This window comes from Acinetobacter sp. UBA5934 (assembly GCF_002430855.1).
Taxonomy (GTDB): Bacteria; Pseudomonadota; Gammaproteobacteria; order Pseudomonadales; family Moraxellaceae; genus Acinetobacter.
This window is the reverse complement of record NZ_DJDC01000029.1, coordinates 20,395-37,542: the sequence shown is the minus strand read 5'-3', so window position 1 is coordinate 37,542 and position 17,148 is coordinate 20,395. Positions and strand designations below refer to the sequence as shown.

General features: G+C 42.1%; 15 protein-coding genes. 10 read left to right on the top strand and 5 right to left on the bottom strand.

What is annotated here, in order from left to right:
• Positions 1–133: 133 nt before the first annotated feature.
• Positions 134–1,666: a pyridoxal phosphate-dependent decarboxylase family protein gene (locus B2Y23_RS02185; protein WP_291368740.1), complete on the top strand. Its 1,533-nt coding sequence runs from the start codon at positions 134–136 to the stop codon at positions 1,664–1,666.
• Positions 1,667–1,834: 168 nt separating this feature from the next.
• Positions 1,835–3,205, top strand: coding sequence for an MFS transporter (locus B2Y23_RS02180; RefSeq protein WP_291354661.1), 1,371 nt, complete (start codon positions 1,835–1,837; stop codon positions 3,203–3,205).
• A gap of 79 nt (positions 3,206–3,284) precedes the next feature.
• Here B2Y23_RS02180 and B2Y23_RS02175 read toward each other — a convergent pair whose 3' ends face one another.
• A complete protein-coding gene (locus tag B2Y23_RS02175) occupies positions 3,285–4,337 on the bottom strand; it encodes a Rieske 2Fe-2S domain-containing protein (protein ID WP_291368738.1) in 1,053 nt (350 codons plus the stop codon).
• A gap of 473 nt (positions 4,338–4,810) precedes the next feature.
• Between B2Y23_RS02175 and B2Y23_RS02170 the strand changes: the two genes are divergently transcribed.
• The 7 genes from B2Y23_RS02170 to B2Y23_RS02140 all read left to right on the top strand — a co-directional run bounded on the left by B2Y23_RS02170 (position 4,811) and on the right by B2Y23_RS02140 (position 12,200).
• On the top strand, positions 4,811–5,833 hold the full coding sequence (locus B2Y23_RS02170) for a substrate-binding domain-containing protein (RefSeq protein ID WP_291354659.1): 1,023 nt from the start codon (positions 4,811–4,813) through the stop codon (positions 5,831–5,833).
• A gap of 102 nt (positions 5,834–5,935) precedes the next feature.
• Positions 5,936–7,315, top strand: a complete 1,380-nt coding sequence (gene pstC / locus B2Y23_RS02165) for a phosphate ABC transporter permease subunit PstC (protein ID WP_291354658.1) — start codon at positions 5,936–5,938, stop codon at positions 7,313–7,315.
• Entirely contained in the window at positions 7,312–8,703 is a 1,392-nt protein-coding gene (gene pstA / locus B2Y23_RS02160; protein WP_291354657.1) for a phosphate ABC transporter permease PstA, read from the top strand. Before pstC ends, pstA begins: the two co-directional genes overlap by 4 nt.
• Positions 8,704–8,716: 13 nt before the next feature.
• Positions 8,717–9,643: a phosphate ABC transporter ATP-binding protein PstB gene (pstB, locus tag B2Y23_RS02155; RefSeq protein ID WP_291354656.1), complete on the top strand. Its 927-nt coding sequence runs from the start codon at positions 8,717–8,719 to the stop codon at positions 9,641–9,643.
• Positions 9,644–9,707: 64 nt separating this feature from the next.
• Positions 9,708–10,448: a hypothetical protein gene (locus tag B2Y23_RS02150; RefSeq protein ID WP_291354655.1), complete on the top strand. Its 741-nt coding sequence runs from the start codon at positions 9,708–9,710 to the stop codon at positions 10,446–10,448.
• 47 nt (positions 10,449–10,495) lie between these two features.
• Entirely contained in the window at positions 10,496–11,458 is a 963-nt protein-coding gene (sohB, locus tag B2Y23_RS02145; RefSeq protein WP_291368736.1) for a protease SohB, read from the top strand.
• A gap of 124 nt (positions 11,459–11,582) precedes the next feature.
• Positions 11,583–12,200, top strand: coding sequence for a cytochrome b/b6 domain-containing protein (locus tag B2Y23_RS02140; RefSeq protein WP_291354653.1), 618 nt, complete (start codon positions 11,583–11,585; stop codon positions 12,198–12,200).
• On the opposite strand, the gene B2Y23_RS02135 is transcribed toward B2Y23_RS02140, so the two are convergent.
• Positions 12,159–12,824, bottom strand: a complete 666-nt coding sequence (locus tag B2Y23_RS02135; RefSeq protein WP_291368735.1) for a DUF2238 domain-containing protein — start codon at positions 12,822–12,824, stop codon at positions 12,159–12,161. The genes B2Y23_RS02140 and B2Y23_RS02135 overlap by 42 nt on opposite strands.
• Before the next feature lie 396 nt (positions 12,825–13,220).
• On the opposite strand from B2Y23_RS02135, the gene B2Y23_RS02130 reads away from it, so the two are divergent.
• Positions 13,221–13,460 carry a hypothetical protein gene (locus B2Y23_RS02130; RefSeq protein WP_291354651.1) on the top strand — a complete coding sequence of 80 codons (240 nt, stop codon included), beginning with the start codon at positions 13,221–13,223 and terminating at the stop codon, positions 13,458–13,460.
• 92 nt (positions 13,461–13,552) lie between these two features.
• On the opposite strand, the gene purB is transcribed toward B2Y23_RS02130, so the two are convergent.
• The 3 genes from purB to mnmA form a co-directional block, all read right to left on the bottom strand.
• Complete coding sequence (purB, locus tag B2Y23_RS02125; RefSeq protein WP_291354650.1) at positions 13,553–14,941, bottom strand: adenylosuccinate lyase; 1,389 nt, start codon at positions 14,939–14,941, stop codon at positions 13,553–13,555.
• 325 nt (positions 14,942–15,266) lie between these two features.
• The gene (gene hflD, locus B2Y23_RS02120) at positions 15,267–15,998 is read right to left on the bottom strand and encodes a high frequency lysogenization protein HflD (protein ID WP_291354649.1); all 732 of its coding nucleotides are present in this window, start codon (positions 15,996–15,998) and stop codon (positions 15,267–15,269) included.
• 15 nt (positions 15,999–16,013) lie between these two features.
• Complete coding sequence (mnmA, locus tag B2Y23_RS02115) at positions 16,014–17,147, bottom strand: tRNA 2-thiouridine(34) synthase MnmA (protein WP_291368733.1); 1,134 nt, start codon at positions 17,145–17,147, stop codon at positions 16,014–16,016.
• Position 17,148: the final 1 nt, after the last annotated feature.

Here is a 17,148-nt window from a genome sequence, read left to right as displayed (position 1 = left end):
AGGTGGTCGTAACGGTACAGTGATTCGTTTACTTTGCCCGCTGATTATCAATCAGGCTGAATGTGAAGAAGTTATTGTTCGCTTCAAAAAAGCACTTGCTGAAGCACTTGTTGCAACTCGAGGCGCGTAATTCATGGTAGATTTTGCAGAACACCGTAAAGCGTTATTCTGCAATGATGCACAATCCATGGCTGACTATCAGTCAGCCATGGATGAAGCGGTAAAAGCCGTTTCTGCATGGTTGCAAAACGACAAAATGTACACTGGCGGCAGCATTAAAGAGCTACGCAGTGCGATTGCATTTCATCCTTCAAAAGAAGGTATGGGTTTACACAAATCACTTGAGCGTATGGTTGAGCTTTTCTTAAACAAAAGCTTAAAAGTACACCATCCGCACTCCTTAGCACATTTGCATTGTCCAACTATGGTGGCAAGCCAAATTGCAGAAGTATTGATTAACGCAACTAACCAGTCTATGGACTCATGGGATCAAAGCCCGGCCGGTTCATTGATGGAAGTACAGCTGATTGACTGGCTACGTCAAAAAGTGGGCTACGGTTCAGGTCAGGCGGGTGTATTCACCTCTGGCGGTACCCAGTCTAACTTGATGGGTGTGTTACTTGCGCGTGACGCTTGCATTTCGAAAAACTGGAAAGACGAAAACGGTAATCCATGGTCTGTGCAGCGCGATGGTATTCCAGGTGATGCAATGCGTAATGTCAAAGTCATCTGTTCTGAAAATGCGCACTTCTCTGTGCAAAAGAACATGGCAATGATGGGCATGGGCTTCCAGTCTGTTGTGACTGTTCCTGTGAATGAAAATGCGCAGATGGATGTTGATGCTCTGGAAAAAACCATGGCGCATCTTCAGGCTGAAGGCAAGATCGTGGCATGTGTGGTTGCAACTGCAGGGACTACCGATGCCGGTGCGATTGATCCATTGAAAGAAATCCGTGAAATCACCAACAAATATGGCGCGTGGATGCACATCGACGCAGCATGGGGTGGTGCGCTGATTCTGTCGAATGAATATCGTTCAATGCTGGATGGCATCGAGTTGTCTGATTCAATCACACTGGATTTCCATAAGCATTATTTCCAAACCATTTCGTGTGGCGCATTCTTGTTGAAAGATGAAGCGAACTACCGTTTCATGCATTATGAAGCTGAGTACCTTAACTCTGCTTATGATGAAGAACATGGTGTACCGAACCTGGTGTCCAAGTCATTACAAACCACGCGTCGTTTCGACGCATTGAAATTGTGGATGACCGTAGAAGCGCTAGGTGAAGAGCTGTATGGTTCAATGATCGACCATGGTGTGAAGTTGACACGTGAAGTGGCTGACTACATCAAGGCAACTGATGGTTTAGAGCTTCTGGTTGAACCTCAATTTGCATCGGTATTGTTCCGTGTGGTTCCTGCAGATTATCCGGCAGAATTGTTAGATACACTGAACCAGAACGTTGCCGATGAACTGTTTGCCCGTGGTGAAGCGAATATTGGTGTCACTAAAGTAGGCCAAAATCAATCCTTGAAGATGACTACTTTAAGCCCGGTAGTGACTCTTGAGAACGTGAAAAATCTGTTAGGTTTAGTGCTTGCAGAAGCTGATCGTATTAAAGGTCCAATCGCGGATGGTACATATACTCCTGCAATTGATTAATCGATTGAATGGGTAGAAAAAAGGAGATCATTTGATCTCCTTTTTTTATATTTAAAAAACAGGAAATGAAATATACGATCAATGCATAAATACATACCTTTTTGGTCTTTGATCTTCTTATCGTCAGTTTCTAAAGTAGGGAATATAAAGGAAAAAAGGAAGTGAAACATGGAGAAGGTTCAAGCAAGAAAGTCATTAATCAAAGAGGTGATAGACCAGAAAATATCATCTTATCAATGGATGGTCATTTTACTCTGTTTCACCATTGCTTTATTTGATGGTTTTGATACACAGGCGATCGCATTTACAGCACCTGCCTTATTAGCGCATTTTAATTTACAACCGGGTGCATTGGCGCCCATTCTAACTGCTGGAATTGTTGGAATGACAGTCGGTGCTATGTTGTTAGGATTATTGGGCGATAAACTGGGGCGCAGAAAAACATTACTGTTTTGCACAGCCATTTTTTCTACTGCTACGCTTTTTACAGCTTTTGTCAGCAATATTGAACAAATATTTATATTAAGAGTAATTGCCGGTTTAGGTATGGGAGGGGCAACCCCCGTATTGTTGGCTCTTGCGGCGGAATATTCACCCCAACGCTTTAAAGGCACAGTCACTACAGGTGTTTTATTGGCTTTGCCTGCAGGAGCAATGTTTGGTGGGTTACTGGCGGCAAAAATGTTGCCTCTGGTGGGCTGGCAGGGGATTTATATGATTGGGGGAGCGCTACCCCTTGTTTTACTGATTGTATTGTATTTTGTTTTACCTGAATCCTTGGAATATATGGCACAAAAAAATAGTGCTTCAAATATTGCCGCTATACAAAAAATCCTGAATAAAATTTCTCCTAAAACGGTTTCATTCACACAGGCAGATCTGATCACAGCAAATCCGACAGATCAAAACAAAGCGAAGTTAAGTATCCTGTTTCAAAACGGATTAGCGCGTACTACAGCTGGGGTATGGGGAACATATTTCTTTAACTGGATCGCTTGGTTCATGTTGCTGTCATGGTTACCTACCATTTTAAAACAGGCAGGTCTGGCGCCAGAGCAAGCACCGTATGCTTCTGTCACGGTGAATGCAGCCTTTATTGTTTTTGCTATACCTTTGGCTTATTGGTTACCCAAATTAAATACAGCCAAAATATTAACTTTTATGCTGTTCACAGGATTGGCTGTGGTTATAGGGCTAGGACTACTCATCGAAACTCAGCAATGGGGCTATATTTTTGCACTGATTGCCTTGGCCGGCTTTGGGATTGGAGGTCAGCAACTGGCATTGAATTATTTGGTGGTTGCCGCATATCCAACTCAAGTTCGGGCAACAGCGACGGGTTGGGCTATTGGGATGGGCCGAATGGGGGCAATTATTGGTTCAGCCATTGGCGGAATTATTTTAACTGGCTATGGCGTAAGCGGTTACTTTTATGCGCTGGGTATTCCGTTAATCATCGCATTATGCTGTGTTTTCTTAATCAAATATCAAGCACCCCTTCAAAAAGGTCAAACTGATTTTGCAGAAATTCCTCACTAGAAATGAGGTAAAATGAGAAGATTAAATTCAAGTCAATGAGGGCAGTTATGCCCTCATTTATTATTTGTAAGCTATTTATTTACGCTGCAAACAATGGACTAAAACCTTTTTTACGTAATAGTTTACGGTACATGCTGGAACTGCGATCTGCCGGGAAGTGGGCTTCAAGGCTTAAATCAAGCGGTAAATATTCAGGTTTCTGTGATTCGGATACTAGGCGGTCTTCTTCAAAAATCTTTAAGTTGAAATCATAAGCATCTTCAACCGGTAAGTCTTTGTCATAGTTGCGGCAAATCGGAGCAAATAGGCGAGTACTGCGTGCAGTCATCGGTGATGCGGCATTCATAATCACTTGTTTGCTGTCATTCGGAAAATGAATGGTGAGTGTTGCGGTAAAGGGAAGATGGATTTCAAAATGCCGCAGCCATTGAAAGCCTTGCTGACCACGTTGCTCCATGCCAATCGGGTAACGTCCGACACTGCTCCAATAGTCGGCATGAAATCCTGTTGCTGTTTCAATGGTTTTATAGTCAGGCACTTCAGTATTGTCAGGATCACCAAAGGTATCCGGATGAACCCAGGCAAAATGCGCGACATCAATAAAGCCTTCCAGTTGCCGTCCGGCAAAACACTTGAAATCTACTGTCGGGCAGACCAATTGCTGAAAGTCAGTATCATCCCAATTAGGCATGTGCGGAATATTCGGTTCAGCTTCCAGATTTGCAGTCAGGCTACACCAAATCAAACCATAACGTTCTACCGCGGCATAAGTGCGTAAATGAAAGCGATCGGAAATTTTATGCTCAGGATGTGCCGGAATACGGTTACAGTGACCTTTTTCACCAAAACGCAAGCCATGATAACGACAGACCACGCCTTGACCATCATTTTTGCCCAAACTTAAAGGCACTCCACGATGAGGACAGGCATCTTTAGCAACAATGAGCTCATCATCCATTTTATAAATCACCAGTGGCATATCCAGTAACATGGTACCCAGCGGCTGATCAGAAATATCACGGGCCAAAGCAATTGGATACCAGTATTCTGCAAGCAAATGCCAGTCATGTTCCTCAAAGGTCATGTGAACGGGTAAATCCGGATTGAAATTTGGAATTGTTCTACTGTTCATGGTCATTTCACTGTCATTATTTATTTTTGAATATATGACAAAGCCATGTTCTATGAAATTTCAAAGATTTGGACGAGTGATTGCAAAAATTAGAACAGTAAAATTGTGAAAACGGATTTAAACTTAATACCGATAGAAAAGAAATCTGGAAAAACCACAATTTTACTGTCTGTTGATAGAATAAACACACTAATAAGTAGAAGCCGGAAGCAAGAGGAAATGACAGTTTTAAGAATTATTACAAATATAGGCTTAAAAATAATGCTTGAATAATATTTTTATAGATATTTTAATGATTGAATTTAAAGAATAATTTTAAAAATCATACAAAAGAAATGAATTATCATCAAAGCGTCACAATGCTGTAACTTGCTTGTCATATTCTAAAATCAAAATGCAATTATCGAAATAAGTACAAAACTTTATAAAAAAGTAGCGTACTTCAAAATTGCATCTATTGAAGAGAGAAAAGAATGCGCTTAAATTACATCGCACTTGCTTTAGCACTTTCAGGGGCAGCTGTAGCAACCACAGCAAATGCAGCTCGTGACACCATTCAGATCGCTGGTTCTTCAACTGTTTTACCTTACGCAAGTATTGTAGCAGAAGAATTTGGTCATACTTTCCCGCAGTTCAAAGCACCGGTGGTGGGTTCGGGCGGTACCTCTGGCGGTTTAAAACAATTCTGTCAGGGTGTGGGTGACAATACCATCGACATCGCCAATGCATCTCGTAAAATTAAAGATACTGAATTAGCTGCATGTAAAAAAGCTGGCGTGAATCAAGTCATTGAAATTAAAGTAGGTTATGACGGTATTGTGTTTGCGTCTAACTCAAAGAAAGCAGCTTATAAATTACGTCCACAACATGTATTTGCAGCACTGGCAGCAGAGTTGCCTTCAAATGGAAAATTGGTTCCAAACCCGTATACACGCTGGAACCAGATTGACAAGTCACTTCCAAATGAACCGATTACTTTGGTGATTCCAGCTTCAAACCACGGTACACGTGAAGTGTTCCAGGAAAAAATGATTGAAGCAGGTTGTGAATCTTATGCATATTTCAAAAACTTAGATAAAGATGCTCAGAAGAAAACATGCTCAAATTTCCGTAAAGACGGAAAAGTGATTGAAATTTCTGGCGATTATACTGAAACATTGGCACGTTTAAAAACCTCTCCAAGTGCAGTAGGCGTGTTTGGTTTAGGTTTCTATGATCAAAACCGTGACAAGTTACGTGTTGCGACAGTAAACAATGTGACGCCATCAGAGAAAACCATTTTGAACGGTTCTTACCCGGTATCACGTCCATTGTACTTTTACGTAAAAGGTGAGCACCTTAAATCAATCAAAGGTTTACAACAGTATTCTGAATACTTCCTGAACAAGAAAGTTTCAGGTAAAGGTTCTAAACTGGAAAAAGCTGGCCTGATTTCTATGTCAGATAAAGAACGCGCCAAAGTTCTTGCTGCACTGAAAGCTGGTAAAGCGGTGTAATAATGAGGATGAATGAGCTGACGGTAGAATAAGTTCTACCTTCAGCTTTTTTGCATAGACAAGTTTTTCAAAGCATGAAAATTGAAAAATGCTGGAGAATACATGAATCTGCTACTTATGGGTGTGTTATTGGCATTGATCGCCATCGCCTATCAAATCGGGTTATCGAAAAGCCGTAACCTAGCAGGTAAGGGAAATAACTCTGCGAAATTGCATTCACGTCCCGGATATTACGGTGCGTTGGTGGCTTTATGGTGTGGTATCCCTGCTTTTTTAATTTTACTGGTTTGGAATATTGTCGAACCGAATATTCTGCGTCATGTGGTACTCAATAATGTACCTGCAAGTATTGCAGCGACATTAGATCAAGCGAGTATTGAAGTTTTAATTGATCGTGTTCAGGCCATTGCCTCCGGTTTTGGGGTGAGTGATCAAGCCGCAGCCTATGAAATTGCGGCTGCACAACAACTTGCAAAAATTGAAACCATCAGTTCTTTTGCCAAATTGGCTTTAGTGATCTGTGCTGCCTTAGCCGGACTGGTGATGGCTAAAAAGCGCGTTGCCCAGCAATATCGTGCCCGTAACCAGGTTGAAAAAATCATTAACTGGAGCCTGGCTCTATGTTCCGGCGTGGCCATCTTAACCACCATCGGCATTGTACTTTCAATGTTTAGTGAAGCCATGCGCTTCTTCCATTTTGTCAGCCCGATCGATTTCTTTTTTGGAATCGAATGGAACCCGGGTTTTAGTACCTCTGGAAATGCAGAAGGTAGTTACGGCCTGCTCCCATTAATCTGGGGCACCCTGATGGTGAGCGGGATCGCCTTACTGGTTGCGGTTCCTGTGGGATTGATGATTGCCATCTATCTGGCTGAATATGCACCTTCAAGTTTTCGTGCTTGGGCAAAACCCGCGATTGAAGTTCTAGCCGGTATTCCAACCATTGTCTATGGTGTGTTTGCATTAATGGTGATTGGCCCATTCTTCAAAATGCTGGGCGAAAGTATTGGCGTCCACATTAATGCGACCAGTGCTTTAACCGCCGGTTTTGTCATGGGCATCATGATTATCCCGTTTGTATCTTCACTGTCGGATGACATTATTACCCAGGTGCCGCGTGCGCTACGCGACGGTTCTTTAGGACTCGGTGCCACCAAATCGGAAACCATTCGTCAGGTGGTCCTGCCGGCTGCACTGCCAGGTATTATCGGGGCATTTTTACTTGCTGCATCACGTGCGATTGGCGAAACCATGATTGTGGTACTTGCGGCAGGGAATAGTCCATTACTGCATGTCAATCCGCTGGAAGCCGTATCTACAGTCACCATTACCATTGTGAACCAGTTAACCGGCGATACCGACTTTGCCAGCCCGCAAGCGCTGGTTGCATTTGCACTGGGTCTAACGCTATTTGTGATTACCTTGGGATTAAACATTGTTGCACTGTACATCGTGCGTAAATATCGCGAGCAATACGAATGAGTACTTCTAATTCATCCTCTATGGGACAGACCTTTGACCCACAAGCTGCCGCTGAACTACGCGAAAAACGTAAACAAAAAATTGCGAGTTCTCTAGCAAAACGTCATCGTAAAGAGAAAACCTTCCGTATTTTAGGATTTTCTGCAGTCGTGACAGGCTTGTTCTTCGTCGTGCTTTTATTCGGAAGTATTTTAGCGAAAGGCTTACCTGCATTTTGGCAAAGCAGTATTTCTGTACCGGTTTACTTTGATCCTGCGCTTATTCAGGTAGGTGCAAAGCCTGTGCAAAAGGAAGGGGAATCTCCTGCGCAGTTTCAGGAACGGACCATTGCCTGGCAAACTGAAATGGGCATGGTGGATTGGGATGCACTCATCGTCAATAGCATGATTGCAAAAGATTCTTCATTGGCCTCAAAACGCGATGAATTATCTGGCCTGTATACCAGTTCAGAAGCGTATCGCTTGCGTGATATGGTGATGGCTGATCCAAGCCTGATTGGTCAAAAAGAGCAAATTAAAATTCTGGCAGATGCCAATGTCGACGTATGGTTAGCGGGAAATATTGATCGCAGCTTACCTGACGACCAGCAGCAAATAAGTCCGGAAGTGCGTCAACTTGCCGATCAGCTGAAAGCCAATGGTATGATTGAAAATACCTTCAATACCAATATCTTTACCAATCCGGATTCTCGTAGTTCACCTGCAACCTCGGGGCTTGCCGGTGCGTTCATGGGCTCATTGTTCATGATGATGATTGTGATCTTTATTTCGATTCCGATTGGTGTGGCATCAGCCATCTACTTGGAAGAATTTGCCCCTAAAAATTTCATGACTGATATTGTTGAAGTCAACATTAATAACCTGGCAGCCGTTCCCTCGATTGTGTTTGGTTTGCTCGGTGCTGCGATTTTTATCGGCTGGATGCATTTACCGCTTTCTGCTCCGTTGGTTGGTGGTCTGGTACTCAGTCTGATGACTTTGCCAACCGTGATTATTACCACCCGTGCATCGCTTAAAGCAGTGCCACCTTCAATTCGTCAAGCGGCATTGGGCTTGGGTGCTTCCCGTGTACAAACGGTCTTTCACCATGTATTGCCACTTGCTATTCCGGGTATTTTGACCGGAGCGATTATTGGCGTAGCGCAAGCATTAGGTGAAACTGCACCCTTACTTCTGATCGGGATGAGTGCCTTTGTGGCAAGTGTGCCTACAACGCCGCTTGATCAATCTACTGCATTACCGGTACAAATTTTCTTATGGCAGGGTAACGAATTACGTAACTTCTTTGAAGGACGTACCGCTGCCGCAATTATTGTCTTACTGGCGCTGATGGTTGGTTTAAACAGCCTTGCTATCTGGTTACGTAAGAAATTTGAAGTGCGCTGGTAAATGAGGACAATATATGAATACTGTAACAGCTATGACACAAGCAAATTCATTACCACAGGATGAATCCGTGAATCCAGAACAGAAACAATTTACCGCTCCTGAAGTCGATAAAAAACATCCGGGTACTTCATTTGTTTCTCAATTCGATACTCAGACTTCAACGAAAAAAGAAAATGAAACGTCGAATGTTAAAATAAGCACTTCAGATGTGCATGTTTACTATGGTGAGGCAGAAGCCATTAAAGGTATTGATATCAATATCTATGAAAATGAAGTGATCGCCTTTATTGGTCCATCAGGCTGTGGTAAATCAACTTTCCTGCGTACCTTAAACCGTATGAATGACACCATTGATACCTGTCGTGTGACCGGTAAAGTGATGCTGGATAATCAGGATATCTATGATCCGAATCTGGACGTGGTGTTGCTGCGTGCACAAGTCGGTATGGTATTTCAGAAACCGAATCCGTTCCCGAAATCGATTTTTGATAACGTGGCTTATGGTCCTAAACTGCATGGTTTGGCGCGCGACAAATACGACCTGGAAGAAATTGTGGAAAATAGCCTACATAAAGCGGGGCTGTGGAATGAAGTCAAAGACCGTTTGAACCAGCCGGGTACAGGTCTATCAGGTGGTCAGCAGCAACGTTTATGTATTGCCCGTACCATTGCGGTTAGTCCGGAAGTGATTCTGATGGATGAGCCATGTTCAGCACTGGATCCGATTGCAACGGCCAAAATTGAAGAACTGATTTCAGAGCTTTCAACGCAATATACCATTGCCATTGTCACTCACTCGATGCAACAGGCTGCACGTGTATCTGACCGTACTGCTTACTTCCATTTGGGTGATTTGATTGAAGTCAATTCAACTGAAAAAGTCTTTACTCAGCCAGATCATCAATTGACTGAAGCCTACATTACTGGTCGTTTCGGTTAATTTTTAAAAATTTTTTATTAAAAAAACAGAATCTAAAGATTCTGTTTTTTTTGTTATGATGTATATGATTTTTAAAAATATAAATTATATAAATATGCGTAATTATCATTTGACTAGGAAAGAGGGGGAGGTTGTTGCTCAAGCTCAGCAAGAACTGTATAAATCATTATTCGGCTCGGTCAATTTTCCCAGAAATTTAAGTATCATTTTGGTCGGCTTGAGCATTTTAATGGCGACATTATTTGTACATGAGGGTTGGTTTCCAACCTCGCAAAGTCGTGGCATGACCAATTATCATCGATGGTTATATGATGTCTATGTCATGATATCTATTTTCATTGTGCCTATTTTCTACCTACGTTTTAAACAACAACAAGCCAGTGCATCTTTTCGTCGAAAATGGAATGCCTATATTCGTGCTTATGCACACTATAACTTTAAGTTAAAAGAAGTTATAGAAAGTGTAGAAGGTGATAGATCTGGTCAGCAAAAACTAAATGATTCAATGACACGATTTTTTCTGAAACAAAAATGGTGGCAATATTTGTTGCTTGGCTTATTTATCTATGGCGGTATTGCGATGTATGTTTGGGTCACACCCTTTGTGAGTACGAGAGGATCAAGCTTTTGGATTTTAACGTGGTGGCCGATTAATGCCTTCATTATCGGTTTGCTTTACTATAGCCAATTTCCGGTATTTCTGCGTATATTGTCCATTGCAGAAGTGCATCAGCAATATCACAAGATGCTTCAAAGAGCATCACGACATAATTCAATAAGTACAGTTGAAAAATTGCCAAATTGACCTAATCTAATACGTATAAACCGAAATAAATAGAGAACACATTTTATATGTTATTCCACAATCCGAAACTACCTGCTGAAATCCGTATCAGCCATTTAAATGCACGTGTAAATGAACAGCGTAAAAAAATTGCCCAAGCGACTGCATCTAAATTAGAGCTGTTACATCTTGCTCAGCAGCTTTCAAAAGAAACACGTTTACGTAAAAAAAATAATCAAAAAATTTATGTGCTCGATTTCAAAGGCGACACTGCGGCATCTGCAGTAGAAAATCTGCGTGAAGAAATTACCCTGATTTTAGCCACTGCAAAAGCGGGACGTGACCGTGTGGTGGTGCGTCTGGAAAGTCCGGGTGGTATGGTGCATGGCTATGGTCTGGCTGCTGCCCAGCTGGTGCGTTTACGTGATGCCGGATTTAACCTGACAATTTGTGTGGATAAAGTCGCCGCCAGCGGTGGTTATATGATGGCCTGTATTGCCAATGAAATTGTATCTGCACCATTTGCAGTGGTCGGTTCAATTGGTGTGGTTGCGCAGGTACCAAACTTTAACCGCTTGCTGAAAGAAAAGCATATTGATTTCGAGCTTTATACTGCGGGTCAGTTTAAACGTACCGTAACCATGTTTGGTGAAAATACTGCTGAAGGCAAAGCCAAATTTGAAGAAGAGTTGCAGCAAACCCATGAGCTGTTTAAGCACTTTGTTGAAAAATACCGTCCACAATTGAATGTTGAGAAAGTGGCAACAGGTGAGCACTGGTATGGCAAAGATGCACTTGAACTAAATCTGGTGGATAAACTGCAAACTTCAGATGAATATTTACTCGGTTTGCTGGCACAGCATGAAGTTTTTGTGATTGAAACCCGCCGTAAACCGACTTTGGGTGAAAAGCTGGGTTTACAAGCAGCACAAATGGCAGATGGTCTAGTACCGGCAGTGATGAATAAAGTCATGGAAACGTTGTCAAAAGCGAGTGCCAATGTCATTCAACTGCGTGATCCAAAGCTTTAATTTAAAGTGATCTTCTAATTTTAAAATGGCGCTCTAATGAGCGCCATTTTTTTGACTGGATCTTAATCTCTGATTCAGCTTGATCTTTTATGATGGCATTAAAATAAATGAGCACAGGTTTTTTATGCTTCATCGTACGACGACCTCTTCAACAGATTTACTGATCCGGTTTCTGCATATCGTCATTATTTTAAGTTTTACCGGAGCTTATCTCACGGGGGATGCAGAGGAATGGCATCACGTACATATGGCCTTGGGTTATACCCTCGGGATCAGCCTGATACTAAGAATTTTATGGCAGTTTTTTGCCCCTCGACTGGCTCATACCCAGCCTTCAGGGTTAAGCCGCCGATGGCAGGTGATTAAGCCATTTGTACAGCATTATTGGGCACAGCCGCAGCAATGGCTATCGCCAACATTTTTAAAAGCAGCCAGTTTCAGCCTGTTTCAGCTCAGCATACTGGGTATTTTTTGTCTGCTACCTTTAACGGTGCTGGCCGGTTTTTTTACCGACTATACGCATAGCCACAGTTTAAAAGAAATCCATGAATTATTCGCCAATCTGTTTTTAGCCAGTGTGTTGCTGCATTTGACAGCGCTAACACTAAATAGTGTTCTGCTGAAAAAATGGCTGGCAAAACGGATGTTCTGGGGGATAGAATCCCATTCATGGTTCCCCCTTTTTGCTTCACTTTTTTCACTAGGCGTGTTGATCGCTTTCTGGTTGTGGTACTTTAACTAAGCTTCTACGATAGTACAGATCAAGCAGACCGGAGCTTGCAGCTCCTAGTGTTGCAAGCAGCATATCCATATGCGCATCCCAGATATCACCTTGTTGACCATTATAATTTTCAGCTTCTTCAGGCGATAAACCCAGGGCAATCCACCATTCAATCCATTCATAAATTAAACTGGTGGCCATGATAAACTGAACCACCAATAAAGATAACGCGAAGGGTTTAGCGCCAGGTAGCCACACCTGAAACAGCCGCAGTATCGCTGGGTAGAGCAGTAAACCACAGGCAAGATGCACCAGGCGATCGTACATATTGCGTGACCAGTCCATCGATTGGTTAAGGTCAAAACTGAACAGTTGAATCAGCCATTCATTATAGGGTACATAAGAATAGAGATAATGTGCACCGAGAATATGAATCAGTAAAAACAGAAGATATAACACAAAGCTGAAATAAGTCAGGCCAATTTTCTTCTGGGTAAACAACAAGACAGCAAGCAAAAAAACTGTACCTGCTTGATGCAGTAAATATGCTTCAAATTCTAAAGGATGAATACTTGCGATGATGATCGCAACCGTGATCACTGCGAGTGCAAGCCAGTGTTTAATGCTCAATTGATGTTCAATCATTATTTTTTTGTATTTACAAAGTTTTATTGGAAGTGTTGAAATTTTATGAATGACTTATATCGTTACAGACATAGATGAATTGTCAACGGATTCTATTCTAATAAAAAAGCGAAGTCTAAGCTTCACTATTTCAGTGTAATGGTAAATTATATTTTCGCCATCGGAACATGAGTCTGTACACTCAGGTCGATATATTACTGTATAAGCATATAGATATTGCGACTGCCTTTTTAGCAAAATAAGTCAGGCTGATCGCTGAAATAGCGCCAAACATATAGTTATTTCCCTGATCAATTGTGCTGTTATGCATCATGATTTTGCCCTTTATAAAGGCTTTTTATAAGTGGATCCGTTAAAATGTATTTATATTTTTTATGATTTTCCCAGGTAGTGCATATGGCTGTTGTAGAAGCATTCGAAGCAAAACAGAATTGCTATTTTAATTATGACTTTGAAGCGCTTTATTTAGCGGATGACTTCCCTGAAGAATTGTCAGTTTCTTTGCGCGGCATGTTGTTTAGACATGAGATTCAATATCCAGATGCAACCTATTATATTTATTTCAGTGATGTTTTAAGTGGTGATGAATTGGAAAAAATGAAAGCGGATTGGATGCGTTATTGTCCATTGCCATAATTAAAATATTAATTTTGTTCACCCAATAAAAAGCGAAGCCTAAGCTTCGCTTTTTATAATCATTCTAAAAAATCAGAAATGAAATTTAAGACTTAAATTTTAGAAATAAGGTCTTTGATTTGTTTAGCTTGAGTTGATGCATTACCTGTATAGGTTGCAGGTGTCATTTCAGCAAGACGTGCGCGATCTGCCGCAGGAACAGCTTCAAGCTCGTTACCATTTACGAAATCAACCATCATGTCGCGAGTCATCGCCTGACCACGAGTCAGGGCTTTAAGTTTTTCGTATGGTTTTTCAACCGCATAACGACGCATAACAGTTTGAATTGGTTCAGCAAGCACTTCTTGAGCATGGTCAAGATCTTCCAGAATGCGCTGTGCATTCAATTCAAGTTTGCCAATACCTTTAGAACACGCTTCAAATGCGATCAAGCTTTGCGCGAAACCAACCCCCATGTTACGAAGTACAGTAGAGTCGGTTAAGTCACGCTGCCAGCGAGATACAGGAAGTTTTTCGCCCAAGTGAGCCAATACTGCATTTGCAATACCCAGGTTACCTTCAGAGTTTTCGAAGTCGATCGGGTTTACTTTATGCGGCATAGTAGAAGAACCAACTTCGCCTTCTTTCAAACGTTGTTTGAAGAAACCAAGCGAGATATAACCCCAAACGTCACGGTTAAAGTCGATCAAGATGGTGTTGAAACGACGTAATGCATCAAAAAGTTCCGCCATGTAGTCATGTGGTTCAATTTGAGTGGTATACGGGTTGAACTGCAAACCTAAAGATTCAACAAATGCTTGTGAATGCGCAGGCCAGTTGATTTCTGGGTAAGCAGAGTAGTGTGCGTTGTAGTTACCTACCGCACCGTTGATTTTGCCCAGTAATTCAACTTGTTTGAATTGCTTGATTTGACGCGCCAAACGGTAAGCCACGTTCGCCATTTCTTTACCCAAAGTGGTCGGGCTTGCAGTTTGACCATGAGTACGAGACAACATCGGTTGTTCAGCGTGCGTTTCAGCTAAAGCAACGATTGAGTCGATGATTTGTTGCATTGCAGCAACTAAAACTTCACGCCCATTTTTCAGCATTAAAGCATGAGACAAGTTGTTAATGTCTTCAGAAGTACATGCGAAGTGAATGAATTCACCGGCATTTTTTAATTCTTCGATATCAGCAATCTGTTCTTTAAGGAAGTATTCAACCGCTTTAACGTCATGATTCGTGGTGCGTTCAATTTCTTTAATGCGGTTGGCATTGTCTTCAGAGAAGTTTGCAACAATCGCATCCAGTGCTGCATTGGTTTCTGCGCTGAAAGCAGGAACTTCAGTGATTTCAGGACGGTTTGCAAGCGCTTGTAACCAGCGTACTTCAACAGTCACACGAGCATGGATTAAACCAAACTCAGAGAGGAAAGGGCGCAAAGCATCACATTTGCTAGCATAGCGTCCATCTAATGGAGAAAGTGCGGTTAAAGCGTTCATAGCGATTCCTTAAACTTTGGAATAATGGGACTGTATATATTTTATAAAGAAGTTGCGTTGAGAATTAAAAATAATCAAACAAGGCATGGAATGAAGAAAATAGTAAGACTATTTTCAAAATTCGTAACGATGTTTGAGAAATTTTTAAGCTCAACCCTTTGGGACGATTGTGATTTTTGATGCTACATCGTTATGCTTTGCTTACTTAGAATGACTAAGTTTCGCAAATCATGCCTTGTATCCTCTAAAAATCACAAATAGTCGCAATCATTTATAAAATATATACAGTCCCTCGTGTAAAGCGGAATGCCCGGATCGCATCAGGTTAAACCACCTGATACTGTAAACGGGCAAGATCTTGAATATCTTGGAGTAGCTTGCGCTTACTGAAAATCATGCCCCATGAACTGCCGCCCAGCTGACGCCATAAATGCGCCAGTTGCAGTCCTGTGAACAGGGAAGCGCGGATACGATTGGTATGTCCACTGTCTTTAAAAGCTTCGGCATTGCCCTTGACCATAATGCGTGGGTTAATTTGTCCCGCAGTTTCAATATAGGTTTGGGCAAGATTGGCAATAATGCTGGGATGCAGATAGTTATTGTCAAAGAAAGACAGCTGTTTCAGAATTTTCTGTTGCGATTGTTCAATAATTTCTACAAATTTCGGATTGCTATAGACTTTTTTCTCTAACTGTAACAATGCCATGGCATAGCTCATCGGCAATTTGGCGTTAGATAGTTTAGGTAAGCGAGATTTGGGAGAAGTGTTAAACGGCTGGGTAATACTATTTTCTAAAGTTTTTAAACCGAGGGAAATATCGGCAAGCTGATTAAAAAAATCTAAAGTTTGGCAGGATTCATTGGCGGTAGGACGGATATTCAGGCTGGCTTTGATGAGTTGTTCCAAATAGAAACTGCCACTTTCACCGACACTCTGCTGTCCTGACATGGCGGTCATATGGGTCAGCTGTGTCGATTGAAACACAGCTGCCAATGCCAAAGCCCGATTTTGGCGTACATTCAAAGTTCGAGGCTGTTGAAAGGGTAACTCAGCCATGCCTATCGCTTCCTTTTAAATAAAATCAGGTTTTGGCGCATTGGTATGATGAATCACACCGCCACCTAAACAAACTTCATCTGCGTAGAACACTACACTTTGTCCTGGAGTCACCGCACGTTGCGGTTCATCAAATTCTACTCTTACGCCATTTGGCATAATGTTGTCTTTATAAATGACGCAGGCTTGATCAGGTTGACGGTAACGGGTTTTAGCCGTACAGCGGAAACCCGTTTCTGGAATCTCTTGCTCACCCGCAACCCAGTCAATCGCTTCACTCCAAAGTATAGTACTTTGCATCAGTGGATGCTCATGACCCTGACCAATAACAAGGCGGTTGTTTTCAATATCTTTATATAAAACAAACCATGCACCTTCAGCTTCGCCTTTAAGACCACCTAGGCCGATGCCGCCTCGTTGACCGAGGGTATAGTACATTAAGCCGTGATGTTCACCAACCTCTTTACCTGTATCTAGATAAATTTTTCCAGCTTGAGCAGGCAGATATTGTTTTAAGAAGTCATTAAAGCGACGTTCGCCAATAAAACAGATTCCGGTGGAGTCTTTTTTCTTGGCAGTTGCCAGACCCAGCTCTTCAGCAATTTTACGCACTTGTGGCTTTTCAATTTCACCGACAGGGAACAAGGTCTTGTTAATTTCCCGGCCATGTACGGCATGCAGGAAATAAGTCTGGTCTTTGTTTTGGTCAAATCCGCGTAACAAAGGCGCGTATTCTTCACCACGCGAGTTGGTCATGGTTTCACCGCGACGGCAGTAATGACCAGTGGCAATAAAGTCTGCACCCAAATTCACGGCATGGTCTAAAAAGGCACGGAATTTAATTTCTTTATTACATAAAATGTCTGGGTTGGGCGTACGGCCAGCCGCATATTCAGCCAGAAAATGCTCAAAAACGCGATCCCAGTATTCCATGGCGAAATTGGCGGTATGCAGTTTGATGCCAATTTTGTCACACACGGCTTGCGCATCGGCAAGATCTTCCATGGCCGTGCAATATTCCGTGCCGTCATCTTCTTCCCAGTTTTTCATGAAAAGACCTTCAACCTGATAACCCTGTTGAAGAAGAAGTGCTGCAGACACAGATGAATCTACACCACCAGACATACCGACGATGACACGTTGTTGCATA

Coding starts and splice junctions, on each gene's coding strand:
- pstA (WP_291354657.1), top strand. CDS start 7,312: ATGAGTACTTCTAATTCATCCTCTATGGGACAGACCTTTGACCCACAA.
- pstB (WP_291354656.1), top strand. CDS start 8,717: ATGAATACTGTAACAGCTATGACACAAGCAAATTCATTACCACAGGAT.
- pstC (WP_291354658.1), top strand. CDS start 5,936: ATGAATCTGCTACTTATGGGTGTGTTATTGGCATTGATCGCCATCGCC.
- B2Y23_RS02185 (WP_291368740.1), top strand. CDS start 134: ATGGTAGATTTTGCAGAACACCGTAAAGCGTTATTCTGCAATGATGCA.
- hflD (WP_291354649.1), bottom strand. CDS start 15,998: ATGGCTGAGTTACCCTTTCAACAGCCTCGAACTTTGAATGTACGCCAA.
- sohB (WP_291368736.1), top strand. CDS start 10,496: ATGTTATTCCACAATCCGAAACTACCTGCTGAAATCCGTATCAGCCAT.
- purB (WP_291354650.1), bottom strand. CDS start 14,941: ATGAACGCTTTAACCGCACTTTCTCCATTAGATGGACGCTATGCTAGC.
- B2Y23_RS02150 (WP_291354655.1), top strand. CDS start 9,708: ATGATTTTTAAAAATATAAATTATATAAATATGCGTAATTATCATTTG.
- B2Y23_RS02170 (WP_291354659.1), top strand. CDS start 4,811: ATGCGCTTAAATTACATCGCACTTGCTTTAGCACTTTCAGGGGCAGCT.
- B2Y23_RS02135 (WP_291368735.1), bottom strand. CDS start 12,824: ATGATTGAACATCAATTGAGCATTAAACACTGGCTTGCACTCGCAGTG.
- mnmA (WP_291368733.1), bottom strand. CDS start 17,147: ATGCAACAACGTGTCATCGTCGGTATGTCTGGTGGTGTAGATTCATCT.
- B2Y23_RS02140 (WP_291354653.1), top strand. CDS start 11,583: ATGCTTCATCGTACGACGACCTCTTCAACAGATTTACTGATCCGGTTT.
- B2Y23_RS02175 (WP_291368738.1), bottom strand. CDS start 4,337: ATGAACAGTAGAACAATTCCAAATTTCAATCCGGATTTACCCGTTCAC.
- B2Y23_RS02180 (WP_291354661.1), top strand. CDS start 1,835: ATGGAGAAGGTTCAAGCAAGAAAGTCATTAATCAAAGAGGTGATAGAC.
- B2Y23_RS02130 (WP_291354651.1), top strand. CDS start 13,221: ATGGCTGTTGTAGAAGCATTCGAAGCAAAACAGAATTGCTATTTTAAT.